The sequence below is a fragment of the Lentibacillus sp. CBA3610 genome (genome assembly GCF_013373365.1).
Classification (GTDB): domain Bacteria; phylum Bacillota; class Bacilli; order Bacillales; family Amphibacillaceae; genus Lentibacillus.
Genome location: NZ_CP035925.1, coordinates 2,146,844 through 2,172,705 on the forward strand (window position 1 = coordinate 2,146,844; position 25,862 = coordinate 2,172,705).

General features: G+C 43.7%; 24 protein-coding genes. 10 read left to right on the top strand and 14 right to left on the bottom strand.

What is annotated here, in order from left to right; genetic code table 11:
- Window positions 1-49: 49 nt before the first annotated feature.
- From Len3610_RS10790 to Len3610_RS10810, 5 genes are all read right to left on the bottom strand, one after another.
- Window positions 50-367, bottom strand: coding sequence for a PTS sugar transporter subunit IIB (locus Len3610_RS10790; RefSeq protein WP_255259563.1), 318 nt, complete (start codon window positions 365-367; stop codon window positions 50-52).
- Window positions 368-391: 24 nt separating this feature from the next.
- Window positions 392-613: a hypothetical protein gene (locus tag Len3610_RS10795; RefSeq protein ID WP_176447955.1), complete on the bottom strand. Its 222-nt coding sequence runs from the start codon at window positions 611-613 to the stop codon at window positions 392-394.
- Window positions 614-838: 225 nt separating this feature from the next.
- Window positions 839-3,490 (bottom strand): sigma 54-interacting transcriptional regulator, encoded by a 2,652-nt coding sequence (locus tag Len3610_RS10800; RefSeq protein WP_176447956.1) that lies wholly within the window; start codon window positions 3,488-3,490, stop codon window positions 839-841.
- Window positions 3,491-3,629: 139 nt separating this feature from the next.
- On the bottom strand, window positions 3,630-4,313 hold the full coding sequence (gene rpiA, locus Len3610_RS10805) for a ribose-5-phosphate isomerase RpiA (RefSeq protein ID WP_176447957.1): 684 nt from the start codon (window positions 4,311-4,313) through the stop codon (window positions 3,630-3,632).
- Between the two features lie 298 nt (window positions 4,314-4,611).
- Complete coding sequence (locus tag Len3610_RS10810) at window positions 4,612-6,186, bottom strand: transposase (RefSeq protein WP_176447958.1); 1,575 nt, start codon at window positions 6,184-6,186, stop codon at window positions 4,612-4,614.
- 513 nt (window positions 6,187-6,699) lie between these two features.
- On the opposite strand from Len3610_RS10810, the gene rfbA reads away from it, so the two are divergent.
- The 7 genes from rfbA to Len3610_RS10845 are packed head-to-tail and all read left to right on the top strand — an operon-like array spanning window position 6,700 to window position 13,373.
- Window positions 6,700-7,632: a glucose-1-phosphate thymidylyltransferase RfbA gene (gene rfbA / locus Len3610_RS10815; RefSeq protein WP_176447959.1), complete on the top strand. Its 933-nt coding sequence runs from the start codon at window positions 6,700-6,702 to the stop codon at window positions 7,630-7,632.
- Complete coding sequence (rfbB, locus tag Len3610_RS10820; RefSeq protein ID WP_176447960.1) at window positions 7,625-8,638, top strand: dTDP-glucose 4,6-dehydratase; 1,014 nt, start codon at window positions 7,625-7,627, stop codon at window positions 8,636-8,638. The genes rfbA and rfbB overlap by 8 nt, the downstream gene beginning before the upstream one ends.
- Window positions 8,617-9,567 carry a glycosyltransferase family 2 protein gene (locus Len3610_RS10825; protein ID WP_176447961.1) on the top strand — a complete coding sequence of 317 codons (951 nt, stop codon included), beginning with the start codon at window positions 8,617-8,619 and terminating at the stop codon, window positions 9,565-9,567. The genes rfbB and Len3610_RS10825 overlap by 22 nt, the downstream gene beginning before the upstream one ends.
- A complete protein-coding gene (locus Len3610_RS10830; protein ID WP_255259564.1) occupies window positions 9,554-10,243 on the top strand; it encodes a GNAT family N-acetyltransferase in 690 nt (229 codons plus the stop codon). The genes Len3610_RS10825 and Len3610_RS10830 overlap by 14 nt, the downstream gene beginning before the upstream one ends.
- On the top strand, window positions 10,243-10,608 hold the full coding sequence (locus Len3610_RS10835) for an EamA family transporter (protein WP_176447962.1): 366 nt from the start codon (window positions 10,243-10,245) through the stop codon (window positions 10,606-10,608). The genes Len3610_RS10830 and Len3610_RS10835 overlap by 1 nt, the downstream gene beginning before the upstream one ends.
- A 10-nt stretch (window positions 10,609-10,618) precedes the next feature.
- A complete protein-coding gene (gene rffA / locus Len3610_RS10840) occupies window positions 10,619-11,731 on the top strand; it encodes a dTDP-4-amino-4,6-dideoxygalactose transaminase (RefSeq protein WP_176447963.1) in 1,113 nt (370 codons plus the stop codon).
- On the top strand, window positions 11,694-13,373 hold the full coding sequence (locus tag Len3610_RS10845) for a DUF6044 family protein (RefSeq protein WP_176447964.1): 1,680 nt from the start codon (window positions 11,694-11,696) through the stop codon (window positions 13,371-13,373). The genes rffA and Len3610_RS10845 overlap by 38 nt, the downstream gene beginning before the upstream one ends.
- A 107-nt stretch (window positions 13,374-13,480) precedes the next feature.
- Here the strand turns inward: Len3610_RS10845 and Len3610_RS10850 are convergent, their stop codons facing one another.
- The gene (locus tag Len3610_RS10850; protein WP_176447965.1) at window positions 13,481-13,921 is read right to left on the bottom strand and encodes a hypothetical protein; all 441 of its coding nucleotides are present in this window, start codon (window positions 13,919-13,921) and stop codon (window positions 13,481-13,483) included.
- A gap of 399 nt (window positions 13,922-14,320) precedes the next feature.
- On the opposite strand from Len3610_RS10850, the gene Len3610_RS10855 reads away from it, so the two are divergent.
- On the top strand, window positions 14,321-15,706 hold the full coding sequence (locus Len3610_RS10855) for an MmgE/PrpD family protein (protein WP_176447966.1): 1,386 nt from the start codon (window positions 14,321-14,323) through the stop codon (window positions 15,704-15,706).
- A gap of 1 nt (window position 15,707) precedes the next feature.
- Window positions 15,708-16,532 carry a phosphosulfolactate synthase gene (locus tag Len3610_RS10860; RefSeq protein WP_176447967.1) on the top strand — a complete coding sequence of 275 codons (825 nt, stop codon included), beginning with the start codon at window positions 15,708-15,710 and terminating at the stop codon, window positions 16,530-16,532.
- 565 nt (window positions 16,533-17,097) lie between these two features.
- Here the strand turns inward: Len3610_RS10860 and Len3610_RS10865 are convergent.
- Together Len3610_RS10865 and Len3610_RS10870 are read right to left on the bottom strand one after the other, a co-directional pair.
- Window positions 17,098-18,654: an AbgT family transporter gene (locus Len3610_RS10865; RefSeq protein ID WP_176449633.1), complete on the bottom strand. Its 1,557-nt coding sequence runs from the start codon at window positions 18,652-18,654 to the stop codon at window positions 17,098-17,100.
- A 352-nt stretch (window positions 18,655-19,006) separates the two neighbouring features.
- The gene (locus Len3610_RS10870; RefSeq protein WP_176447968.1) at window positions 19,007-19,837 is read right to left on the bottom strand and encodes an aldo/keto reductase; all 831 of its coding nucleotides are present in this window, start codon (window positions 19,835-19,837) and stop codon (window positions 19,007-19,009) included.
- A 183-nt stretch (window positions 19,838-20,020) separates the two neighbouring features.
- Here Len3610_RS10870 and Len3610_RS10875 point away from each other — a divergent pair, with 183 nt between their 5' ends.
- The gene (locus tag Len3610_RS10875) at window positions 20,021-20,161 is read left to right on the top strand and encodes a hypothetical protein (protein WP_176447969.1); all 141 of its coding nucleotides are present in this window, start codon (window positions 20,021-20,023) and stop codon (window positions 20,159-20,161) included.
- 41 nt (window positions 20,162-20,202) lie between these two features.
- Here Len3610_RS10875 and Len3610_RS10880 read toward each other — a convergent pair whose 3' ends face one another.
- The 6 genes from Len3610_RS10880 to eutB form a co-directional block, all read right to left on the bottom strand.
- On the bottom strand, window positions 20,203-20,679 hold the full coding sequence (locus tag Len3610_RS10880; protein ID WP_176447970.1) for a hypothetical protein: 477 nt from the start codon (window positions 20,677-20,679) through the stop codon (window positions 20,203-20,205).
- 211 nt (window positions 20,680-20,890) lie between these two features.
- Window positions 20,891-22,438 carry a Na+/H+ antiporter NhaC family protein gene (locus tag Len3610_RS10885; RefSeq protein ID WP_176447971.1) on the bottom strand — a complete coding sequence of 516 codons (1,548 nt, stop codon included), beginning with the start codon at window positions 22,436-22,438 and terminating at the stop codon, window positions 20,891-20,893.
- 56 nt (window positions 22,439-22,494) lie between these two features.
- Window positions 22,495-23,628 (bottom strand): alanine racemase, encoded by a 1,134-nt coding sequence (gene alr / locus Len3610_RS10890; protein ID WP_176447972.1) that lies wholly within the window; start codon window positions 23,626-23,628, stop codon window positions 22,495-22,497.
- Window positions 23,629-23,694: 66 nt separating this feature from the next.
- Window positions 23,695-24,030: an aminotransferase class IV gene (locus Len3610_RS21810; protein ID WP_369693569.1), complete on the bottom strand. Its 336-nt coding sequence runs from the start codon at window positions 24,028-24,030 to the stop codon at window positions 23,695-23,697.
- Window positions 23,981-24,541, bottom strand: coding sequence for an aminotransferase class IV (locus Len3610_RS21815; protein ID WP_369693690.1), 561 nt, complete (start codon window positions 24,539-24,541; stop codon window positions 23,981-23,983). Before Len3610_RS21815 ends, Len3610_RS21810 begins: the two co-directional genes overlap by 50 nt.
- A 133-nt stretch (window positions 24,542-24,674) precedes the next feature.
- On the bottom strand, window positions 24,675-25,664 hold the full coding sequence (gene eutB / locus Len3610_RS10900) for a hydroxyectoine utilization dehydratase EutB (protein WP_176447973.1): 990 nt from the start codon (window positions 25,662-25,664) through the stop codon (window positions 24,675-24,677).
- Window positions 25,665-25,862: the final 198 nt, after the last annotated feature.

Below are 25,862 nucleotides of genomic sequence, written 5' to 3' on the forward strand. Positions count from 1 at the left end.
CCTTTCAAGGTCTCCCAAAGTCCAAAATTCGGCATTCGGACCTATATCATTATTTTTCCAGCATGTTTAAAGCCTGATCCAATACTTTGTCACCATCCATCAAGGCAAATGCCCGCTGATCAACAAGCTCGACCGGAACATTATGCTGGTCTCCAACTTTTGTCACTTCTTTCCTCAGATGACGTACTTGCGGCTCAAGCAAGGCAACATCATATTGGCTCGCTTTATCTTTAAATTCCCCGGTGCCCCCGGCATACACATCAATGTCAATTCCTCTGTTTTCAGCTGCTTCCTCAACTTTTTTCGCCAATTGACTCGATGTCGCACCCCAACTGCACAGAATGATAACTTTCATTTGCTCTGCCATAATTAACAGCTCCTTTATAAAAAATTATTTTTTTGTTAATATTTCTTTGGCCATTTTATCGACCCTTTTATAATGACCCATTAACCAGTACGAAAACCATGATGCAGCAAAAATGACAATGGAAAATGCCACACCATATCCGAGGATAAGATTAGCTGATGGTCTTCCGGTTATCACTGCAAACAAACCGTATCCTGTCCAAATCAGTGCAAAGACCGATGCGTAGATGACAAAGAATTTTTTCATCCTATCCCTCCTATCTCCTGTATAGTTTCTGCAGTGGGTAATCTTTCATGCATTATATAACTGCATTTATTTATACATTGCAAAAGTCATGCCAACTTTTGCACCAAAAAAAGATAACTATCTGTTAAGGCGTTCATATCAATGTATGAAAATGTCCGAAACACGACTGGTTTATATTAAAAACGCACGCATGAAAAAAATGTGTGCAATCATGATTGCACACATTCAGCGGGATAGTTTAACAAGTTCGCGCTTTATGTTGTTGGTCAATTCAATATGAAATGTTTTGGTAATCCGGTCAAAAAGTGGATTCCAAAGGTGCTCCTCCTGTTCAGAAAGGATCGTTTGACTATCGAGTGGAATTGACGAAAGGAAATGATCATGCTGCTGCTTTAACGTTACGGCAAGAATACGATCAATCAGGCTTCCGATATGCATCCACATACCAAGCTCACGATTACTGTCCCATCTGTAATAATCGCGAATAGGCGGTATATATTCCTGCAGCAGTTCGGCAATTGTCCTCGGATTTAAATAGGTGACGATTTCCTGAAGGCCTTGAGTAATCAAGTCATAAATTTCATCATTCGGGATATGCTCATTCAGTTGTGGCACAACCGAATTTCGGGTAATTTCCAATAATTTGTGCAACCGTGATATTCCTTCATTTTGCAGCAATTCCCACGCCGGAATATACGGAATTCCCTCTATAGAAACCGGAACCGTCCCGATAATCGCAATCACGTCATAATGATCTCTTAAATCAGTTAAGACAGAGGTATCCTTTGTAACAGGGTCAATCCTCACTGCCCGGATAAGAACATCCTGATCAATCGTTGACAGCTGGTTTTCCAGCCACGATTCCAAAAGCTGGGCGGCACCTTCCCCGGTAAAACAGACTGTAGCAATGAGCCGCTTCTTTTGGACACTTGTTTGCTGCTGGTCGTTTTCCATAAATGTCACTAAAGCATCTTTAGCTTCCTGATACATACCATCCAGCGTCTGTTCTGAAATAAGCGACTGTCTGCCGGCTTCCATCACCATTGGTAAATTAACGCTCGACAAGGTCTTAATCGGGACATCCAATTCGTGCTGGATCGTGTCTCCCATCGTAATTAATGAACCTATATCCACTAACAGCAGGACACCCTTGATATCGTGCATATTGTTGATTGCCTGTTTCACACGTTCGTAAGTATCCTCTGATGAGATATGAAGCGGCATATCCACAGCATGAATAACATGATTGCCGAGAAGATAGTTGGTCACTTCCGCCATGGATGAAGCTGTCGAGTTCCCATGTGTTACAAGAATAACAGCCAGTTCCTGCTCGGCTGTCTTTGGCGCTGTTCGCTGTTCCGGTGCCAGGAAATGGGCAATCAGCTCTATTTCCTCTTGTGGTAAACGCATGCCGATTTCCGTCTGTAATTGAGTGGCAATCTGACGAGCCGCTTGACGATAGGATGCATTCGGATGAATCATCACTGGTATGGGTTCTTTTTGTATATTTTTACGTAAATGATTCCGGTAATTTTGCAGGTGCAAGCCAATCACATATAACTGGCTTTTATGAATCATATAAGGCAGAATATGATTTAAGTTATCAACCGTATCTTGCAGCACTTGAAACAAATCATCATCAATCAGCTGCTGCCAGCTTTCCTGGGATAAAACCGGCTGTTTATACTTTTCCGTTAAATCCCGGATATAATCCAGGACTACTTTTTGCAAACCGTCCTTATGATTGATTTGTGTGTTCTTACTTGTACGATCAAGCCGCTGATAAATATTTGGAAACTTATGAGATGACTCTTCAGCTGTATGACTTAATTCAATATTCCGGGAAGGTTTATTTAGGTTGCGGTATTTGCTTTTAACTTGACTGTCCCCCTGGAAATCCTCAAGTTTAACAAGTACTTTAGACTCTTCCTTATTCAAATAACGTAAATAAGTCCGGGCACAGGCAATTTGAATATCACTTTTCAGCTGACCAATGTTACCGGGACAGTCATATGATAAAAATGCTTGACGGCAGTCATCTTCAATCGCAAGACCAGTCTTCATTTTTGTCGCTTCTTCGGCCAAAAAGTGTTCAATAAGTGCCTGACGCTCAGCGGGAGTTCGTTCGCGCAATGGCGGTACTTCCAGTTTCACGGAAAAACGGCGCATTAAGGTTGACAATAGATACGTTTCAGAGTCCTCTGTTGTCGCCCCGATCAGTGCAATATCAGCATGCCGCTCACGTGTTGCTTCGCCGAGACGATGATAGATACCTTTATCCATCAAATAAAAGAGCATTTCCTGACCGGATGGCGGCAGCCGGTGAATCTCGTCCAGGAATAAAATACCGCCATCCGCCTGTTCCACCAGCCCGATTTTATCCTCGGTCGCTCCCGTGAATGCACCTTCTTTAATGCCGAAAATTTGTCCGACGAGCAGTTCCGGATTTTGCGCATAATCTGCGCAGTTAAACGCAATGAACGGTATGTCACCTGTACTGGCCGAGTTTTCGATCACCATGTTGGACAATTTTTCCGCCAAATATGACTTGCCTGTACCTGTTTCACCTGTCAGCAATATCGGCAGCGATCTGGAAGGGTACAAAAATGCCGCCATACCTGTTTCTAAAAGTGGCTGAAGACTCTCCTCCGCTCCGATGACATTCCGTTCGGCAGGTTCTTTTTGATCTGGTTGTTTGATACTATATTTCACAGGTTTGCCGGGGACTTTTATCACTCGGTCAGCTTTTACAAGATCATTTAAATAACGGCTTGCTGTTGAACGGTCAATGTTAAGTGCATAGCCGATTTCCTCGGCAGTCGCCCCATTATGGCCGTTTTGCTGTAACTGCCGGTAAATATCCATAATTCGACTCATCGATACATATAACCTCATTCTTTAACATTTTTATATTTATTTTAACAGGAAGAGGCGAATAATTCATTTTCGATTGCTTCATTGTCCTCCCTTAAAGAATTTTACAGCGCATAAAATTTTAAAATCCCATCTCTTCCACCTACTTCTTTGAAAGCACACTAGCCCTGTCAGAATACCCGACAATGATTTCATCAGCCATACCCACGAACAGACCTGTGTCCACAACACCGGTCAGTTGTTTTAATTGCTGTTGCAGTGTCTTCGGTTCATGAATCATTCCGAAGTCACAATCCACGATATAGTTTCCATTATCCGACACAAAAATGTCGCCATCTGCATTGCGGCGTATGACAGGTGTGCCATCCAAACCCGTTATCCGTTCTGCCGTCACTTCCCAGCCGAACGGCAAAATCTCAACCGGCAGTTTAAAATCACCCAACCGGGATACCGTTTTTGATTCATCAACAATGACAACAAATTCCCTGGCTGCCGCTGCAATGATCTTTTCCCGGACAAGGGCACCGCCGCCACCTTTAATCAGATGCCACCCTTGATCAACCTCATCGGCGCCATCAATCGCAATATCTAACGTTTGCGTCTTTGCAAAATCGGTCAAGGGCACACCAAATTCGTTCGCCCAGTTTTGCGTCTGCCGTGAAGACGGGATACCTTTAACATCAAGTCCATTTTTTATATGCTCTCCAAGTTTTCGTATCATCCAATAAACGGTCGAACCTGATCCTAAACCGATCGTCATACCATCTTTAACGTATTCCAGTGAAGCTTCTCCCGCCAGTTTCTTGGCATTATTCTGATTCGTCATGCTTGAACCACTCCTTTTAGTTAATCGTTTGGTGTCAGTATCATCTCCATTCCATCACGTTCATCCGTTCGCGTCACCTGATACTCCCACAGCTAAAGCAGTGGGGTTCTGAATCCATTGTCCTTCTTCCGACCGGCAGCCACAGACACATTTCCATGTGCTCGGCATTTAGGGCTGTTCAGGATACTGGGACCATTTCCTTCAGAACTTTCACGGCCAAAGCAACCTCTGTTGCCATTAACGACCGCATCTTTGACTTTCACAAGCCCGGTGGTATCACACCGCCATATGTGTTGCATTAGTTTTTGACACTGATTCCCGAATTTAAAATCATTCTTTTGCCGTTTACAATAGCCCGTATTACCTGGTCATGCAACTTTTTAAACAATGGAAAGGCTGCCTCACATTTGCTTCGATTTGGTCTGGTTCCTGACTTATTGGCATTCATCAATAAAAAGGCTGAATATAAGTCGCGCTGCACCTTCGTATTGTCATCAATCACATGCCAGCGCTGCGACAATGGCTTTTTCCTGTATATATTTTTAACATGACAGTACTGGCTGGCTTTAAACTTCTGAGTATGTACCTCTGCAAAAGTACCGCCAAGGCGTGTCACTTTTTCGCGCAGTATGGCAATAAACATGGCAGGTGCCCGATTGCCGAGTGTTTTTCCAAACCGTTTTTTTCGTATATACTTTCCTGTTTTCCCGGATATTTCGGTTTTCTGCTTTCGTTTTTGCAGGGCTTTAAAATGCATTGTTTCCGTATAAAAGTGATCGCCAAACGTGAGAAGTTCATTTGCTAAAGCACGGTGGGATAATTTTCGAATCACAGCTTGTTTGCGATGCAACTCTTTTAATCTTATACGATGTTTCCGATAATGATTGGAAAATACCCAGGTTTTCTTGCCTTGTTTGATCGTGCCGTCTCTATTAAAGTTTTGCGGGTTTGTAGCCCGTTTCGAACGGTCCATTTTGCGTTGAATCAATCGGATATCACGTGATATTTCTTGAACCTGCTCCGCTAAATTGAATAAGGCAGCGTTTGTTAATGATGACACAGCCAGGGTTGATGTGCCAATATCTAACCCGACGTTTCCCTTTCCAAGCTTTCTGTTTTTGGATGGCGGATACCCGCTGATAACCAAATCAGCAAAATAGCGTATGCACCCTTTTATTTCTTTTTGAACAATCCGCACAAATTTTACTCGGTATCGATCATGTACCGTTTTCTCTTTTCCGTCTGATATGATTGTATAGGAGAAGGGTGTTTGCTTATCTAAATGGTGAAGGATTTCAGAAGTATAGGCATCGTTCTTTTTGATTTTCAGTGGTGTAGTTAAATCTTTATAGACGATCAATCCGTCTCTAAAACGCCAGCCGGTCGTGTTGGTTTTTCCTTCAAAACTTTCCATTTTCTCTTTTCGAACAAAGCGGACATGTTTGGCCTTCCCAAATAGTTTTTTGCTGAATGCCAGCCAGGCGCGGGAGGCTGTTTTTTGCGCAACAGCTGCATTCACTTTATTATGGAAGTGCTGACGAATAGGTTTTACCCACACGTGTGAAGCAAATTCTGTCAGTTCATATTTTTTTCTTAAAAGATGAAGCTTTTGATTGATTATTTTCTTTTCATGAATAAGCGAGGCATCATGGTCATCTTTTGCCAATTTCTTATTGACGCCATGCAGTTGGCGGATTAACCGCTTATATGCCTTTTCCCGCTTCATTTGTTTTTCCCGTTTCAAGTATTCACCGAGAACGGTATTATATATGACCCGCCAAATTTCCAATTCATCAGAGATAACCGAAAACATTTTTGGATGATGGTCTAATTCAAGGGTTAACACAAACGTTGGGGATGTTGTTTTGGCCAATGTGAACACCTCTTTAGCAAGGAACGTATGTTTTGTTTTTATTATATCCTATTGACTATCAGAAAGCAAGAAATCGTTTACTAAATACACTTAATCTTTTTAACTTAATTCATTTCAGATACTTCAAGCACCACAAAACCTTCTTTTATGGCGCTCCGTATCTGACCTCACTTTCATCCCATGTCTAAAAATGATGGGCTTTCTCGTTCGGAAAATCTGTAAAATGCTCCAGTGACCCAATCGTTCATCTAAGTATGATACCAGTCACTTTTGAAATGCGCTTTCATGGTTACTTCATTCTATTTCGCTATCAATCAATAAAATCCTGCCAAAAGGTATGAAAGACTCTTTACAAACGACAGAATCTGAATTTAACCTTTATTTAAGGTCTTTTATGTTTTTGTAATCAAATCGCAATTAAATTGTAAGATTATTTTCTGTGAAATCGGTAATAGGAATGTATAGAATGGTATGTAAATGAACACCGATTCAAATCTTTCAGGGAGTGATGGCATGAAAGGGATCGTACTTGCAGGAGGAAGCGGAACCAGACTCGCACCAAGCACAAACGGAGTCAATAAACACTTATTGAATGTCTATGATAAACCAATGATTTACTACCCGCTGTCTGTCTTAATGCTGGGAGGAATTAGGGACATTATGATTATCAGCACCCCTGAAGAAATTCCCCGTTTCCAGGAAATGTTAGGTGACGGTTCTGCGTTTGGTCTTACACTGCACTACAAAGGGCAGTCAGATCCAAATGGTATCCCCGAAGCTTTCGTCTTGGCTGAAGACTTTATCGGGTATGACGACGTCACGTTAATTCTCGGTGATAATATATTTTATGGGCAAGGATTTACCACGCTTTTCCGAAGAGCTCTCGCTAACCACAGGAATGCCACTATTTTCGGGATTCGTGTGAAAGATCCGGAGCGATTCGGCGTTGTAGAGTTTGACGAAAATCAAAAAGTTGTCTCACTCGAAGAAAAACCTGAAGACCCGAAGTCCGACTTTGCAGCTGCGGGGCTATATATTTATGATTACCGAGCTGTACAAATAGCCAAAAAATTGTCATATTCCAGTCGCGGCGAAACAGAAATTACCGATTTGAACAAAGAATATTTAAAAGGAAATCAGCTGGATGTTCAACTGCTGGGAAGAGGTTTTGCCTGGATGGATGCGGGCACACACGAATCTCTGTTTGAAGCATCCGAATTTGTCAAAATAACGCAGCAGCGGCAAGGTTTCAAAATTGCCTGCCTTGAAGAAATCGCTTATTATATGGGCTACCTCAGCAAAAACGCCCTGTACAAAAAAGGTGAAGGAATGAAAAAGACCGATTATGGTCAATACTTGATGGAAATAGCCAATCGGAAACATACAGAACAATACTGGGAAACAATCGACAAAAACCCTATATTGGAGCTGGTTCAAAATGAGTAAATCCCTTCTCGTGACAGGCGGTGCCGGGTTCATCGCCTCTCATTTCATACATTATATTAAACAAAAATATCCTGACTACCATATCATTAATATTGATAAACTGACCTATGCAGGATCGGAAACGAATTTAAAACATATAACATACAGTGAAAACTATGATTTTATCGAGGGTGATATCGCGGACGAGCAGCTGATAAATGATATTTTTTCAACATACGATATCGAGGGTGTCATCCATTTTGCCGCTGAATCACACGTTGACCGTTCAATAAAGGATGTCAAAGCATTCATCCAATCCAATGTACTTGGAACCGCTGTTCTCCTTCAGGCTGCTCGCGATGCATGGAACAAAGCGGGAGAACTTCATACACGACGATTCCATCAGGTTTCCACTGATGAAGTCTATGGGTCGCTCGAGCTGGATGGAGGGGGAAAGTTTAATGAACAAACACCTTATGACCCGCGCAACCCTTATAGTGCATCGAAATCCGGAGCCGATATGCTTGTTAAGAGCTTCGGTCACACGTACGGTATGAATGTTGTCACGTCCAGCAGCTCCAACAATTACGGTCCGGGACAGCATGCGGAAAAACTCATTCCGACAATCATTTCAAATGCGCTTCAAGGCAATTCAATCCCAATTTATGGTGATGGCAAAAATGTCCGTGATTGGTTATACGTCACAGACCATTGCCATGCACTCGATATGATTTTCCACCATGGTAATGCATTGGAAAAGTACAATGTCGGCGGTGGCAATGAAAAAACAAATATCGAATTGGCCATGACGATTTGCGATATTCTTGATCACTTACGACCGGGACACGACAGCTATAAAGAACTCATCACTTTCATCGGTGACCGAAAAGGACATGACAGGCGATATGCGGTGGACGACAGTAAAATAAAAACAACACTTGGCTGGAAACCATTTACCACCTTTGAAACAGGCATCCATAAAACAGTAGAATGGTATGTAGAACAATGGGAAAAGATCGCCCCTTAATCTCTACAGTCGTCCCTGTTTATGGCTGCAAAAACTGCCTGAAAGAATTGTCCGGACGCATTATAGACACAATCGAGTCAATTCCAGCCGATCTCGAAATTATTTTAGTCAATGATGCAAGCCCTGATAATGCATGGGATACGATCAAAGCGCTGCACGAGGCGGACAACCGGATCAAAGGGATTGATTTTGCCCGTAACTTCGGACAACATCATGCCATTACAGCCGGACTTGATTATGCTGCGGGCGATTGGGTTGTCGTCATGGACTGTGATCTTCAGGATCGTCCCGAGGAAATCCAGACACTGTATAAAAAAGCCCAGGAAGGTTATGAAGTTGTTTTTGCAAATCGGGTAGTACGGCAGGATAACTGGTTCAAGCGGAAAGCGTCGCAGTTATTTTACCGTGTGTATGATTATTTCAGCGGCAAAACATCTGATCATACAGTCGCCAACTTCAGTATCAGCGAAAAGAAAGTCATTCGTGAATTCCGGCAAATGCGTGAACAAAATCGCTTTTTCCCACTGTTCATTCAATGGATGGGCTACAAAACGGGCAACGTGCCTGTCGAACATAACGCCCGAAAAGAAGGCAAAACGTCCTATAATCTAAAAAAATTGATCACTCTGGCAACCGATGCGATTATCTCTCAGTCCAATAAACCGCTCAGACTGTCCATTCAATTTGGATTTCTATTGGCACTGGGATCACTTGTGTATGGCATGTATTTGTTCATACGCTATTTCTTTCTTGACCAGCATGTACAGGGCTGGACGAGTGTTATGGTCTCAATCTATTTCATTGGCGGTCTGATATTTTTCAATTTCGGCGTTCTTGGCCTCTATATAGGTAAAATCTTTAATGAAACAAAAGACCGCCCGCTTTATTTGATACGTGAAACGACAGAAGACAAGGATGAAGAAAGGTGATAACATGACCCATTTACGTGAAACCCCATGGGATAAGCGGAATTTTAACATCAATACATATGAGGTAACGAGTACAGATGAGGAGGCGCTCCGGGAAACGGATCAGTTCGCGGGACACTATACCATCAAAGTAAATCCGCTCGAAAATCCTAAAACCCTGTTGCAGCATGGTTTTTACTATGTGGATACATTAATTGAGCCCATCTGTAAAAAAGAAAATCTGAAACTGTTTGAGGCGAGTGACATCAATCTTTCCAAAACCTATGATCCGGAAGAAGTTCTCAAAATTGCCGAAGAATCGATGCATGGACGTTTCCACCGGGACTTCAATATTCCGGATTCGATGGCTGATAAACGATACGTGAACTGGGTCAACGATTTGCATCAGAGCGGTAAAATTATTGCGCTTTATTACCAAAATGACTTAGCCGGATATTACGGGTTTGACCAGAATAAAGTGCTCTTGCTGGGAATACACAAAGAATATCGCAGCCGAGGTCTTACCAAAGCTTTCACCAGCCTGGCATGCAAGGAGCAGCTGGCGTCCGGATACGACGAACTGAAAACATCCATATCCGCTGTTAATGTTGCATCATTGAATTTGTTTAACGCCCTTGGTTTCCGGCTGAAGAGTACAGTGGATGTTTACCATAAGCTGAATGGCGAGGTAACGTAATGGGTTATGTTTATATTTTCGGCACCATCGTTTTTACCGTGTTCGGTCAGCTTGTTTTAAAGTGGCAGGTTGACCAGGCAGGAGCATTACCAGAAGCGTTATGGGATAAATTTACGTTTCTCCTGCAGCTTTTACTGAACCCCTGGGTCATTTCCGGGTTCCTTTCTGCGTTTTTGGCTGCGATAAGCTGGATGGCGGCCATGACCAAATTTAATATCAGCTACGCCTATCCGTTTATGAGTCTATCATTTGTTTTGGTGTTTCTGTTTTCAGTCTTCTTATTCGGTGACCCGATAACGACTCAAAAAGTTGTTGGGCTGGCACTGATTATTGCCGGAATCGTTGTGACAAGCCAATCATTGTGAGGTGTTTCATTTGCTGGAATTTAATAAACCATGCCATATCGGAAAAGAAGAAACCGCCATACAGGAAGCCATTACCAATCAAAAACTCGCCGGCAATGGCCCGTTTGGAAAAAAATGCACCGACTGGCTGGAAGATTACCTTAACTGTTCAAAAGCTATTCTGACCCCGTCCTGTACAGCAGCTTTGGAAATGACAGCACTCTTAACGGAGACAGGACCCGGCGATGAAATCATTATGCCGTCTTATACATTTGTTTCAACGGCAAATGCCTTCGCTCTGAGAGGAGCGTACATCCGGTTCGTGGATGTGGAGCCGGAAACGATGAACATATCACCGGCCGCTGTTGAAGCAGCCATCACTGACAACACGAAAGCCATTGTGGTTGTCCATTATGCCGGAATCGGCTGTGATATGGAAGCTATTATGGAAATAGCTAAGAAGAACGATTTATGGGTCATTGAGGACGCTGCCCAGGCTTTGACGAGTACATATAATGGAAGACAGCTCGGGACCATTGGGCATTTCAGCACCTTCAGCTTTCATGAAACAAAGAACATTACATGTGGTGAAGGTGGGGCGCTCGTCATCAATCATCCGGAAGCTGTTGAACGGGCTGAAATCCTCCAGGAAAAAGGGACAAACCGTAAGCAATTTGTCAAAGGAATGGTTGATAAATATTCATGGCGTGATATTGGTTCTTCCTATTTGTTAAGCGAAGTAAACGCAGCATACCTTTGGGTCCAGCTTGAGCACGCCGGGCAAATCATGGCTAATCGCTTAGAGACGTGGGAAAAATATTATAACGGCCTCCGGGAACTTGGACCGGATTCGCTCCCTCATGTCCCGGAGAATTGCACACACAATGCGCATATGTTTTATATCAAAACGGACAGGCGCTCCGAATTAATGGATTATTTGCAAGATCACAGTATTATGGCTGTCACGCACTACGTCCCGCTGCATACATCACATGCCGGCAGGAAATTCGGTCAATTTGCGGGAAGCGATATCTATACAACAGCCGAAAGCGAAAAAATCCTGCGTTTGCCTTTGTTTTATGGAATTGAAGAAAAGGATGTGGATCATGTCATCAACCATATCAAACATTTTTTCAAACTATAAACATATATTAGTTGCCTGTCTGATTATCGCGGTTTATCTGTCACCCTATTACATTCTGGGTGAGGACACACATATCCGCGTCCACGATAATCTGGATTCGAACATTGTCTGGTACAAATTGCTGGCAGAAAGCGGCCAATTTTTTTCGATGACGGAGCTCCCGAATGTTATAAACGGGCTCCCCCGGAGTACACTGGCCACACCATTTGACTTCATGGTGTGGCTATACGTCCTGTTTGAGCCAATGACCGCCTATACAATCGGCCAGACGATTATGCGGTTTGCCGGATTTTTTGGCATGTATTTGCTCCTGAGGCGATTCATCGATTCCAAATGGATTGTAACGGGGGTTTCTCTCGCTTTTGCCATGCTTCCTTTTTGGCCGTCGGGATGGCTTTCCATCGCCGGACTGCCACTGGCGCTTCATTTATTCCTGTCCATCCGTGACCTCAGGTGGCAGGCACCATGGTATCACTGGCTCGTTTTAATGCTAATTCCGTTTTTATCAAACTTTATACTGACGTTTGTGTTCTTCCTTGGGCTAATGGGTGTCCTTTGGCTGATTGATTGGATTCGTTTCAAACAGAGCAACTGGGCATTTTTTACAGCCATTGCCGGCATGACAACGATCTATATGATCAAAAATTATATGATTCTATACGCGATGTTCATCAGCGAAGGCTTCACCTCGCATCGTGAAGACCTTGATCTCGGCTATAATAGTCTGTCGAGAACATTCGGCCTGGCTTTCGAAAATTTCACGACCGGACATACGCATGATATGGCCAACCATACATCGATTATCCTGCCGGTCATTGGATTAGCACTGATTGTGGCTCTTTACCGGCGTTTGAAACCTAAATGGCTAATCGGCCTGGTCCTGTTTAACGCAGCCCTGTCGTTCTGGTATGCTCTCTGGTACTGGGAAGGCTTGCGTGTTGTAAAAGATAATTTTATGGTTGCCAATACCTTCAACTTCGCCCGGATCCATTTTTTGGACCCGATGATCTGGTATATCGCTTTTGCTCTGGCACTGTGGATTTTATGGAAACATATGCGGCTCGGAAAGGCAGTTGTCAGCGTCCTGATTATCACTCAATGTTTGAATGTGTTTTGGGTCAACGAAGAATTGAAGTATGACAGACTCGACATGCCAACATTTGCAGAATTTTATTCCGAGGAACTGTTCGACTCAATTGAAAGCTATATTGGTGAAGATCAATCCGATTACAAGGTTGTGAGCGTCGCCATGCATCCAACTATCGCCCAATTTAACGGATTTTATACACTGGATACGTACAACAACAGCTTCCCGCTTGACTATAAGTATCAATTCAGAGAAATCATCGAGCCGGAACTGGAAAAAAATCCGTCACTTAAAAACTATTTTGATACGTGGGGCGGTCGATTGTATATGTATGTTGCCGAGCTTGGCGAGAACTATATATTCTCGAAAAACAGCGACAGGGTGCTCGATAACCTGGATATCAACACAGACGCGCTCCGTGAATTAGGCGGCGATTATGTGTTATCAGCACTCCCGATTGAAAACCATGAAGAAAATCAGCTTGCGTTTGAACGCAGCTTTGAAAACAATCAGTCGCCATTGCGCATTTATTTGTATCGGGTTGAAAGTGAATAGTTTATAGATAATAAAAAGGTGGTATTCATTTTTCACAATGGATGTCACCTTTTTTAGCTTCTATGGAAAAGATGATAAGGGTAGGGCAAGCCTATAAAACAATATCATTATTCCTTATAATCCCACAAAACCTTCCACTCACCCTCAAGTTCTGTTGCAAAGACAGGCTGAATCAAAGTGAAATTCCCATATTTTCCTTTATAATGCATCTCGACCATTACCTTATAAACAACATCAATTGCCTCCGCATCTTTCGAGGGCTTCCATTCTTTTATTTCAACCGTTTCACCCAGCGAAAAATCGAATGTCGTCACATCAAAATGATTCATGAACACATGAGGACGATCCGTTAAATAGTGAAGTTTATCAAATTTTTCCTTCATATAAGGATGAAACATCTCCCATGAATCCGAGAAGTCAGCATTTTGTTCATATGTATAAAACGTTTCAACTGCCTCAACCGCCTGTTCCTCTGGTGACTGTCGAAAACACAAAACGATAACACTAAACAAGATCACAGCAATGGTAACCAGCACGATTTTCCGCATAGAGCCCCTCCCGCAGAATGCTAGTATTATATTATTCTGTAAATGAACAAATAAGTACAATAAGAAAAACTCAGGCCTGGCCTCGTCTTTCCAGAGGTCAGATGCCGGAAGTCAGACTTGAAGAAATCGGCGAACTAGCCGATTTCAAGATTGAAAAAGTCCCCTGAAATGATATACTTTCTTAACTTTAGATAAAAAACAAGTCTGTGTTGCAGCTGTAAAATATTAACTTATCACTTCATATAATTTTTTAATATCACTTTTATAAGTTTAAATAATTTATTTTTATCACTAAATGTCATATCATAATAAGTGAAGGGAGGTTAAATCTTCCCTCATAGAATCCTCTTTGTGGCCACTGAGGTTTCATTTCCATATATCAATTTGGAGGTGATTCACATGTCAAACGAAACAACAATGGTCGAACAGCTTGCCGACTGGGTGCATAAAGCCGATTGGAATAAGCTGTCCGATGATGCAAAAGAAGCATTGAAAGGACGTGTGCTGGACTCAATCGGTGTTGCGATTGGCGCACTTAGCGGTGAGCCGGTCAGGAAGATTCGCCGTATGACAGAAGATCTGGGCGGCGAACCGCTTGTGACACTTATCGGAGGAGGAAAAACAACACCGGATTATGCGACATTTTTTAATGGAGCAGCTATTCGCTATCTCGACTTCAACGACTCTTATCTTGCTAAGGAAGAAACGGGGCATCCATCTGATAATATAGCACCGGTGCTCGCAGCTGCCGAGTATGCCGATACAAGCGGTGAAGACTTTTTACTCGCACTGGCAATTGCTTATCAAGTGCAATGCCGTTTGTCAGATGCGGCACCGGTCCGGAAACACGGATTCGATCACACCGTTCAAGGCGAATACGGTGCAGCAGCCGGAGCATCCCACGCCATGGGGCTCGACAGCATTGAAATTGCCAATGCCATTTCAATCGCTGGCACCGGATATAATTCCCTCAGAGTTACGCGAACCGGTGAATTGTCAAACTGGAAAGGGCTCGCTTATCCGAACACGGCAATGGGTGCCATCCATGCGAGCATGCTTGCCAAATATGGCATTACCGGACCAAGAGAAGTTTTTGAAGGCAATAAAGGATTCATGGACACGATTGCAGGCGAATTTGCAATCGATTGGGAAAAAGAAGATCTTGAACGTGTCACCGATACAATCATCAAACGCTTCAATGCTGAGATTCACTCACAATCATCCATTGAAGGATTGCTCGAAATTCGGGACCGTGAAAATATTAAACCGGAAGCTATTAAAGAAATCCGTCTCACCACCTTTGATGTTGCCTACAACATTATCGGCGGCGGTGAAGAAGGCGGCAAGAAACGGATCCGCTACAAAGAAGAAGCCGACCACTCCTTGCCATATATGCTCGCAGCTGCCTATCTGGACGGCCAGGTCATGCCTGAGCAGTATGAACCTGAGCGTATCATGCGCGATGACATCCAGAATCTGCTGCAAAAAGTCAATGTCAAACCGGATGATGACTACAGCAATCGCTTCCCAGATGAAATGGCCTGCCGCATCGAACTGGAAACAAACGACGGACAGATTTTTGAAGTCGAAAAACGCGACTATCAGGGATTCAAAACACAGCCTGCCAGCTGGGATGTCCTGATGGAAAAATACAATGGACTGACACAGGGTATCGACAGTGCACTTGCCGGTAAAATCGCTGATACGATTAAAAACCTGGAAAATGTGAAAGTCAGCGAATTAACGGAATTGCTTGGTCAGATTAAACTTGAGGAGGATGAATAATATGAGTAACCAAAGAGCTTTCCAAAGTATCCGAATGAACAGCCGTCAGGAAAAACCCCGCAATAAAGGACTTACTGAAATCCGTGGCCCATACTATGCTGTCATGGGTAAGCAATATTTAAGAGATATTCTGGAAACAATGGGTGACTATGTGGACATTCTCAAGTTTTCCGGCGGTGCGTTTACGTTGTATCCGGAAGATAAACTCCGGGAACTGCTTGACCTCGCACATGAATATGATGTCAAAGTATCAACAGGCGGCTTTATGGAAACCGTTCTGACACAAGGTCCAGAAGCAGTTGACCATTACCTTGATGAGTGTAAACGTCTTGGATTTGACATTATTGAAATTTCAACCGGATTTATTACGATGCCAACCGATGACATTGTCCGCCTCGTTGAAAAAGTACAGAAAAAAGGTCTCCTCGCCAAGCCGGAAATTGGTGTCCAATTCGGAGCAGGCGGCACAAATACGGTCGAACAAAATGAAGCGGAAGGCATCACAGACCCATCACAAGCAATTGAAGTCGGCAAACGCTGCCTTGACGCCGGTGCCTATATGCTGATGATTGAATCAGAAGGCATTACCGAAAGTGTCAGCAAATGGCGGACCGAAATTGCCACCCGGTTCGCCCGTGAACTCGGCACCGAAAACGTCATGTTTGAAGCAGCCGATCCGGACGTCTTTGAATGGTATATCAAGAATTACGGGCCGGAAGTGAACGTATTTGTCGACCACAGCCAAATCGTCCAGCTGGAAGTGCTGCGCCGCGGCATTTGGGGAACCAAGGACCTGTGGGGACGCGTCGTTACGTATAACGAATAAAAGAAGTTCGGGAAACAACCGGGTTGAATTCATGCCCGGTTGTTTTTTTGAGAAGTTCTTTTTGTAAGCTCTGTTTCTTATTAATATCGTAGTCTATAGAAAAGCACGAGAGAAGGTCGTCTCGTTCGGAAGGAAGTGAAATCAGGCATGAAAAGCACGTGAGAATGGCTGTCTCGTTCGGAAGGAAGTGAAATCTGGCATGAAAAGCACGTGAGAATGGCTGTCTCGTTTGGAAGGAAGTGAAATCTGGCATGAAAAGCACGTGAGAATGGCTGTCTCGTTCGTCACCAAGGAAAAATACTCCCTTTCCACGGGGAACGCTTCAGCCTCCTCGCTCGCAAATAACATCGTTTTTTGCAAATGTTAATGTTGGCCTTGAGTACCCTCACCATCCATCCAGCACACAAAAAGTCCTTCCACACCCGCAAAGCGTGTAGAAGGACTTTTTCATAAGGTAAGCAAGAATAAATTTCGGTTTTCAATTCGAAATCGACTAACTCGCCGATTTCTACAATCCAACCTCCGACCTCTGGCATCTGAAAAGACACGTCAGTGTTTTTTCTTATTAGCCACCATATTCGATCGGTGAACCTGGTCCGAGCGGAATGCCAAACAGCATCCATGCTACCAGCATAATGGTCCAGCCGATCAGGAAGTACAGTGAATAAGGTAACATGACAGAAACAAGTGTACCTATACCCATCTTCTTATCATATTTTTGGGCAAACGCAATGATCACGGCAAAATAGGTCATCAATGGCGTAATGATATTCGTTGTCGAATCGGCTACACGATAAGCCATTTGTGTCAGTTCAGGTGAATAACCCAACTGCATCATGATTGGCACAAAGATTGGCGCCATCATAGCCCACTTAGCCGACGCACTTCCAATAAACAAGTTAATAAATGCGGTGATTAGCACAAACAGCAAAATCAGTGGAATTCCGGTTAAGTTGATGCTGTCCAAAAATTCCGCCCCATATACACCGAGCACCGTACCCATATTGGATTCATTGAAATAGGCTACGAATTGACCTGCCGTAAAAGCCAGAACGATAAACATCCCCATCGATGCCATCGTATCAGTCATTTGCCCCGCTACATCTTTATCATTACGGATCACTTTAGTCACCATACCGTAAACGAGCCCTGGTATGAAGAACAAAATTGCAATAATCGGCACCAATGAACTCATAAATGGTGATTGAATAATCTGATCCATGTAATTGCCTTCTGTACCACGCAATGGTGCATTTTCCGGCAAGACAAGCAAAGCTGTCAAAATCAGGCCAACTACCAAGGATACACCGGACCAGATAAGCCCTTTCTTTTCGACAGGCTTAAGGCCTTCAAGATCCTCATTACCGGCACCTTCCTCTGCATCCTCGCCTTGATAGACACCCAAGCGCGGAACAACAATACGCTCCGTTACCCAAGTACCAATTAATGTCAGGATAAACACGGAAGCAGCGATAAAGAACCAATTCATCGCGACGTTCATCGTTTCAGCATAGGCCGGGTCAATGGTTGATGCCGCAGCAATCGTCAATTCACTCAGCATAACGTCTGTTCCGGACAATACCAGGTTCGCACTGAACCCGGCTGATACCCCGGCAAATGCGGCTGCAAGACCGGCCAACGGATGCCGTCCCATTGCAGCAAAAATCAATGCACCAAGCGGCGGCAGGACAACATAACCTGCATCCGATGCCACACTGGACATAATACCGGCAAAAACCAGTCCGAGAGTAATAAATCGTGTCGGCACAGATAATACAAAACCACGCAATAACGCACTGATTAATCCGGTACGCTCTGCTACACCGATACCAAGCATCGTTACAAGCACGACACCAAGCGGTGCGAAACCAATAAAGTTATCCGTCATACTCCCAAAAATATATTCAAGCCCTTCAGCATTCAATAAGTTCTTAATCTCGACCATTTCGCCTTCTTCACCAGGATGTTCAACACTAATGCCCAGAGGCTGTAAAGCAGCTGACAAAAGAAGAACCAATCCTGCTAAGATGGCAAACAGTGTGATGGGATGCGGCAGTTTGTTACCAATAAATTCCACCACATCCAAAAAGCGCTGAAAGAGTGTTTTCTTTTGTTTCTCCATCATATACTCCCCTCTTGTTCTTCTATGAATAATATTCTGAAAATAGTGCAAAAAATTACGACATATGTATTATTATAAAGCCTATCGTCATAAATTTAAATATACCAACAATAAGTTAGAAGAGTAAAAATTTTTAAGAGTTTCAGGACACGCTTACTGCTGCAAGTATGTCTTAGTAACGGCCTATTTAAGAATAAATGCTGACGCGTTTTTTCAGATGCCAGAGGTCAGAAGTCAGATTGGAAGAAATCGGGTGAAATCGCCGAAACAGACGATTTCTGCATCACCCTGAATTTTATACTTTCTACCTTATAAAAAAGAGAGCATTACCTTTTTTGCAGTGATACCTGTATTATTCATCGAAACTGTCCGGGTTTTTCCCTGTCCGCTCATCTTTGTTTAGCCCTGAGATCTTTTTCATTTCCTCATCAGTCAGTTCAAAATCAAAAATATCCGCATTCTCTTGTATCCGGTGTTCGTGCGTTGATTTTGGAATGGTGATCACGTTGTTTTGCACATCCCAGCGCAATATGACTTGTGCAGATGTTTTATTATATTTATCAGCAAGCCCTGAAATGATCGGTTCATCCATCAATCTGCCTTTCTTTAGCGGTGACCAGGCCTCGAGCTGAATATTTTCTTCTTCACAGAATGCTTTCAACTTTTCCTGTGTCAGATGCGGATGATATTCAACCTGATCGATAACGGGTTTCACATGACAATCCGCCAGCAAATCCTGCAGATGATGAACATGGAAGTTACTCACACCAATCGCCCGGACTTTTCCCTTTTCATACAGCTCTTCCATCGCCTTCCATGTATCTTTAAATTTTCCTTTGACAGGCCAGTGAATCAGGTATAGATCAAGGTAATCCATGCCAAGCTTTTCAAGACTTTTTTCAAATGCTTGCAATGTACTTTCATAGCCCTGTTCATCATTCCAGACTTTTGATGTGACAAAGATCTCCTCTCTTGGAACACCGGATTCCCTGATGCCTTGTCCGACACCTTTTTCATTATCATAAAATGATGCTGTATCAATGCTGCGATAGCCATGTTTCAGTGCAGCTTTGACGGATGCTACGGTAACATCACCATCTTCAACTTTGTATACGCCCAAGCCGAATCCGGGTATTTTCACACCATTGTTTAATGTTACCGTATCCTGAAGATTTTCAATCATGACGTTCCCTCCATTTATCTGTATAATGCTATTGTATAATATTTCGCCGTTACGGTACAAAACGAACGGTAACATTCACTCCTTGTAAATGCATGTGTTGTTTCACCGGGTGACACAGCCGGACATGCTAACGCATCCGAAACAACAATTGCATCGCTCGGATTCCATACCGGACAGCACTTTTTGTACTTATTTGATTACGATTGGCGATTCGTCGTTATCATCGATAGCATCCAGGAAGGAGATGAAGAGCCGGTTATCCCGTATATTCAGGAATCTGTCGGTGATGGCCCGGACCAATATTTTTTTATCGGTGATATTTAAAAACTGCACCCATAAGACACGTGCAGTTTTTAAACTTGGTATTATGGACTTGTTAACCGCTCCACTTCGCCTTCCACCTGAAAAATCCGTTTATTGAGAGCTTTCAGGCCAAAACTCAAATCATCCACTTTTTTCTCCAGCCCATCAAGTCTGTCCGACAACACATGCATTTGTTCATTATTTTTGCCGACCATATCAATAATTTGCTCCATCATTTTTTCTTGACGATCTAGCCTTTTTTCCTGATTCTCAAGCATTTTTTCTTGGCGATCCAGCCTTTTTCCCTGATTTTCGAGCATTTTTTCTTGTCGATCCAGCCTTTTTTCCTGATTCTGGAGCATTTCGCCTTGATTTTTCAGCAATTCACCATGGCTTTTTAGTAATTCACTATGACTTTTTAACATTTGGTCTTGCCCATTTAAAATTTCCCCGTGTTTCTCCAGGATTTGGCTGTTTTTTTCGACCATTTGCTCCAGATTCCCCATCCGCTTATCCAGGCTTTTAAGCACTTCCTCCATATGTTTCACCCTCCCTTATTCTACGATTTGATGTGTTTATATTTTACCCTATTTCACGGATTGGAGCAAAAGTGAAAAATTGGCTGAAATGGCTTTAAACGTTAATTTCCAGAACAATATATTTTACAAAAACCTATTATCTCAGTGCTATTGTCACATATCAAAACAAATGAACATCAGCAAATTCATTTTACCCTTTTTGCCCAATTTTTCAGCTTACCTTGTCTTCCGGGATCTCATATTTTTTCGTATGCCGGTTGCCCAAATAGCGGAGCAGGAAAAATTGAATAATAATACCTGCTGCCAATAGAACGATGCTGCTTCCAATGATGGAATAAAGTAAATATAGCACACCGGAAATCCCGGCTGGCACAAGTGCATAGGGTATCTGTGTATTCACATGGGCTATGTGATCTGACTCTGCAAATATGGATGCCATAACCGTTGTATCCGATATCGGTGACACATGATCCCCGAAAATCGAACCGGCAAAAATAGCACCAATCGCAATCGGAATCATTTCTTCACCACCAAACGTAAACGCTAATGGTATGGCAATTGGAGTCAAAATGGACATGGTTCCCCAAGACGTGCCGGTTGCGAATGAGATAAACATTGAAATAATGAAAATCAGGAAAGGCAATAGTGCTGCCGTCATCCATCCTTCTGTTGCAGAAACAACGAATTCAGCAGTGCCAAGCGCTGAGGTGACTGTACCGATTGACCATGCAAGGATAATAATAATCAGCGCCGGCAGCATCGTCCTGACACCACCAAGCAGCGTATCTTCACAATCCTTTAGGCTCATACCCTGGATCAGTGCCAGGATAAGTCCCATCAGTGTCATCGCAAATGCACCCCATGTCAGGGCAACCGAAACATCGGTTTCAGCCAAAGCATCCATTATTGAATTACCCTCGGCCCCACCGCCTGAATACCATAGGCCCCACATGCTGACCGAAATCAGTGCTACCAGCGGCAGAATAAAATTCCAGACACTGCCATCTTTCGTATGCGGCTCTCCCAAATCTTGATCAACCGAAGACAGCGGTGTTGCACCATCGGGTATAAGCTTACCCGTTTTTTGGGCCCGTTCTTCCGCTTTTGCCATCGGCCCGAAATCTTTTCCCAAAATAATCATCGGAACCGCTAACAAGCAAAGAATGGCATAAAAGTTCCACGGAATCGACTGCAAAAAGGCAAAATATGGCTCCAATCCGACAATGGCAAGGCTCGCAAACGCACCGGCAATCAATGATACCTGGAAGCCAATCCAGTCGGAAACAGGACCAATTGTAGCGATTGGCGCAGCTGTTGAATCAAGTACATATGATAATTTTTCCCTCGAGATTTTATGTTTAGCAGCGATGTCCTTTGAGGCGTTTCCAACAATGACCGAATTCACGTAGTCATTAAAGAAGATGATGAGTCCCAAGAAGTACGATAAAAATTGAACTCTTTTTGCAGTGGTTAATTTTTTCTCCAAAACGTTGATGAGCCCTTGTGATCCGCCCGTTTTAAACATGAATGCGGCGCCACAGCCAAGCAAGGCGGTCATCACAAGAAAGCGGGCGTTCCACGGGTCAATCATGACATCTTTCATCCAGGTGAACGTGACACTGACTGCCGCAAACGGATTACCACCCGCTGCAATTAAACCGCCTACCCAAATACTGATAAATAATGACAGCAGTACACGCTTTGTCACGATAGCCAAAACGACAGCTACAATCGGTGGAATGACTGATAAGAAGTCCATAAATTCTCCCCCCCCTGTATTTATTTAATTTTCAGATATTTATTGTGATTATAAACTTATTTATAGATTCTTTCAACCCGTTCTTTTAAACCTGACAGCACTTCATCGACAATACTCCCCATCCAGCCGGCGATTTCACGTGCAGAAATGGAATCATTTTTCTGTCTCCCCATTAAAACCACTTCGTCGCCATCTTTCACATCCGGTATACCGGTTACATTGATTAATGTTTGATCCAGTGACACTTCTCCAATTATTTCCGCACGGTGGCCTTGCACAAGCATTTGACCATTGTTGGAAAGGGCACGATGGTAACCGTCTCCATGTCCGATCGGAACGACAGCTACTTTTTCATAACCTGTTGTAACATAGCTGCCACCGTAGCCGACCGGTGTACCCGGGGGAAGGTCATGTACATGCAGGAGCCGGGACTTCAAGCCCATCACCGGTTTCAATGAAATCATATGATCCTGCCGCATTTCAGGAGGATATCCAAATAAGGCAACTCCGGGCCTGATCATATCCAGATACATATCCTGTCGTTCAATGGCAATTGTGGAGGCTCCGGCATGACGGATGGGAAAATGGTAGCCGTGCTGCTTTAATGTTTCAATCGTCTCCAAAAATAAAGCAAATTGCTCTTCGGTCGTTTGCCATTCGCCTTCATCAGCACTGGAAAAATGCGTATAAATTCCTTCCCAGTCAAGTCCCGGCAAATCATAGCAGACCTTACAAAATTCAATGGCATCTTCAGGCCGGATGCCAAATCGGTGAAGGCCTGTATCAATTTTTAAATGCACCGGGACATTCTTATTCTGCGCTACGGCTTCCCTGCTCAGCGCGTTTGCCAAATCCAGCGACGAAACAGATGCCGTGAGATCATATGCCACGAGATCAGCTGCCTGCCAGCTCATAATCGAACTCAAAATGTGAATGGGAACATCGATGCCATCCGCACGAAGCTGTGCACCTTCCTCAACCATCGTCACCCCAAGGCGATCTGCCCCGGCGCTGACGGCCGCATGACCAACAGGAACAACACCGTGACCATAGGCATTTGTTTTGATGACAGTCATGAGCTTGCTGTTCCCGGCGCGATGTTTTAACGTTCTGATATTCGCCTGAAATGCATCAAGATCAACTTCCGCTACTGTTGGACCATAGGCTGTTAATGTTGATGGATGTGACAATAAGAACCCCTCCTTCATGATGCAATCTATCTTATTTGAGTTAACGGGAAGATAGCAACCTTCCCGTTAAACCTGGTTCCTGACACCTTGTTCGTACAGTGAACGGAACGCCTGTAAAACCTGCTTGGTTATTTCACCCGGCTCCCCATTACCGATGGTGTGATCATCAACTTTTAAAATCGGAATGATATCCTGTTTTGTTGCTGAAATAAATACTTCATCAGCGTTAAGCAAATCATCGACTGTAAATATTTGTTCATTTACCTTTAAATTTAGCTGGTCACATAATTGAATGATTTTTCTTCTGGTAATGCCATTCAAAATATAATTGTCAGCCGGATGTGTATAAAGCTCACCGTCTTTCACCATAAAAACGTTCGATGCACTTGCTTCCCGTGACAATATCACCTCGATGCAAAAACGCTTCAACGGCATTACTCTCAACCGCTTTTTGCTTCGCCATGACGTTAGGCAGCAAATTAAGCGTTTTAATATCACAGCGCAGCCAGCGGATATCCTCTGTGAGCACTGCTTTTGCTCCCTTATCCTCGACGTCTGACTGGCGTTCTTCCTCACGTGTGTAGGCAACCGTTACAGCCGGGGTTTCCGGATTTGGAAACGCATGTTCACGGGATGCTATACCGCGTGATACTTGCATATAAATAATGCCTTCTTCCAAGTTATTCGCTTCCACAAGCTTCCCGAGGTTGTTTTTTAATTCTGCAGTCGATGCAGGCAATCGGAGCCGGAGCTCACGGGCACTTCTTTCCAAGCGTTCCATATGTTCATCCATCATCAGCGGCTCCCCGTCATACACACCGATGACCTCATAAATACCATCACCGAATTGATAGCCGCGATCTTCAATATCAACTCTATTTTCCCGTTCCATGATCTGATCATTATATAGCATCTTGCTCACCTTAAAACCTCCTTATAAGCTGAAAATGACGTATGTATTTAGCTGGGGTTTCCCGCTGGCAGCACAGGGATTTACGATGTACAGGACATAACGAGATTTGCTTGCCGGAAACCAGTACCGATACCTATTTGGGAATGGCATCTGAATAATTAGTCATGATGTCCATCATAGTCGCTGTATCAACACTGCAGCCGCTAATGACAACAACCGCATGGGATCCCAGCTTGATGCGGTTATTTAAAATGGCGCCGATACCTGATGCGGCCGCACCTTCAACCATCATCCGGTGTTGATCCAGCATGAAGGCCATCCCCTGTGCTATCTGATCCTCGTCGATCAGCTGGATGTCATCAACATATTGCCGGACCATATCAAAGGTGTAGCGATTGTCTAAACCGATTCCGCCAAGTAAACTATCAGCCAGTGTATCCTGCTCTTCCACCGTGACGGGTTTGCCTTGTTGGATACTTTCATACATGGCATTACCTCTTTTTGTCGAGATACCGATAACCTCGATAGCCGGGTCAGCGGATTTCAATGCGACCCCCAGTCCTGAGTGCATGCCGCCTCCGGATAACCCCGCAACGACCGTATCAACTAAAGGCAAGTCGTCGAGCAATTCGAGTCCAATTGTGCCCTGACCGGCGATAATGTGCTTATCATCAAACGGATGCACAACGGTCAGACCATGCTCTTTTTCCAGCTGATAACTGCGATGTTCAGCATCATCCTGAGACTCACCATATATTTCAATCTGTGCACCGGAGCTTTTTAATGCATCGACTTTAGCTTTTGGCACCCGATTGGAAATACAAATGATGGCTCTAATACCAAACTGTTTTGCAATATAGGCAACACTCATACCAAAATTACCTGTCGAAAATGTTGTCACACCACGTTCTAGTTCTTCCGGCGATAAACTAAAAATCTTATTTGCCGCTCCCCTGATTTTAAACGAATGACTCGGGTTAAGATTTTCCAGCTTTAAATGAACCGTCGAACCTGTCAGCTTTGATAGTGTTTCTGAATAAATTAACGGTGATCTTGATATGATAGGCGCGATACGTTGCTTTGCCTCCCAAACATCACGTTGAGTGACTGGTTTAGCTGTCATGCTATACCCCCTTTGGCTTTGGGCTGGGTGATTTTGTGATAGAGTAGTTACGCAAGTCAATCTTGTGTCGTGTGAATTTCCGGCGTGTTGTGCGATGTCTTCTGCTGTCGTACGATTTGAGTCATCCGTCGCACGATTTGGTGTTGACCTCGCTCGATTTGGGGCTGCTCTCGCACGGTTTGAACCTCTTGCCGCACG

Excerpts from the sequence above, each read along its gene's own strand:
- Len3610_RS10865 (WP_176449633.1), bottom strand. The coding sequence starts at position 18,654 with ATGGAGAAACAAAAGAAAACACTCTTTCAGCGCTTTTTGGATGTGGTG.
- rpiA (WP_176447957.1), bottom strand. The coding sequence starts at position 4,313 with ATGACGAATCAGAATAATGCCAAGAAACTGGCGGGAGAAGCTTCACTG.
- rfbA (WP_176447959.1), top strand. The coding sequence starts at position 6,700 with ATGAAAGGGATCGTACTTGCAGGAGGAAGCGGAACCAGACTCGCACCA.
- Len3610_RS10830 (WP_255259564.1), top strand. The coding sequence starts at position 9,554 with ATGAAGAAAGGTGATAACATGACCCATTTACGTGAAACCCCATGGGAT.
- Len3610_RS10790 (WP_255259563.1), bottom strand. The coding sequence starts at position 367 with ATGGCAGAGCAAATGAAAGTTATCATTCTGTGCAGTTGGGGTGCGACA.
- Len3610_RS10850 (WP_176447965.1), bottom strand. The coding sequence starts at position 13,921 with ATGCGGAAAATCGTGCTGGTTACCATTGCTGTGATCTTGTTTAGTGTT.
- Len3610_RS10800 (WP_176447956.1), bottom strand. The coding sequence starts at position 3,490 with ATGAGTCGAATTATGGATATTTACCGGCAGTTACAGCAAAACGGCCAT.
- Len3610_RS10885 (WP_176447971.1), bottom strand. The coding sequence starts at position 22,438 with ATGGACTTCTTATCAGTCATTCCACCGATTGTAGCTGTCGTTTTGGCT.
- eutB (WP_176447973.1), bottom strand. The coding sequence starts at position 25,664 with ATGACAGCTAAACCAGTCACTCAACGTGATGTTTGGGAGGCAAAGCAA.
- Len3610_RS10835 (WP_176447962.1), top strand. The coding sequence starts at position 10,243 with ATGGGTTATGTTTATATTTTCGGCACCATCGTTTTTACCGTGTTCGGT.
- Len3610_RS21815 (WP_369693690.1), bottom strand. The coding sequence starts at position 24,541 with ATGCTATATAATGATCAGATCATGGAACGGGAAAATAGAGTTGATATT.
- Len3610_RS10845 (WP_176447964.1), top strand. The coding sequence starts at position 11,694 with ATGTCATCAACCATATCAAACATTTTTTCAAACTATAAACATATATTA.
- rfbB (WP_176447960.1), top strand. The coding sequence starts at position 7,625 with ATGAGTAAATCCCTTCTCGTGACAGGCGGTGCCGGGTTCATCGCCTCT.
- Len3610_RS10880 (WP_176447970.1), bottom strand. The coding sequence starts at position 20,679 with ATGGAGGAAGTGCTTAAAAGCCTGGATAAGCGGATGGGGAATCTGGAG.
- Len3610_RS10825 (WP_176447961.1), top strand. The coding sequence starts at position 8,617 with ATGGGAAAAGATCGCCCCTTAATCTCTACAGTCGTCCCTGTTTATGGC.
- Len3610_RS10855 (WP_176447966.1), top strand. The coding sequence starts at position 14,321 with ATGTCAAACGAAACAACAATGGTCGAACAGCTTGCCGACTGGGTGCAT.
- Len3610_RS10870 (WP_176447968.1), bottom strand. The coding sequence starts at position 19,837 with ATGATTGAAAATCTTCAGGATACGGTAACATTAAACAATGGTGTGAAA.
- Len3610_RS10860 (WP_176447967.1), top strand. The coding sequence starts at position 15,708 with ATGAGTAACCAAAGAGCTTTCCAAAGTATCCGAATGAACAGCCGTCAG.
- Len3610_RS10795 (WP_176447955.1), bottom strand. The coding sequence starts at position 613 with ATGAAAAAATTCTTTGTCATCTACGCATCGGTCTTTGCACTGATTTGG.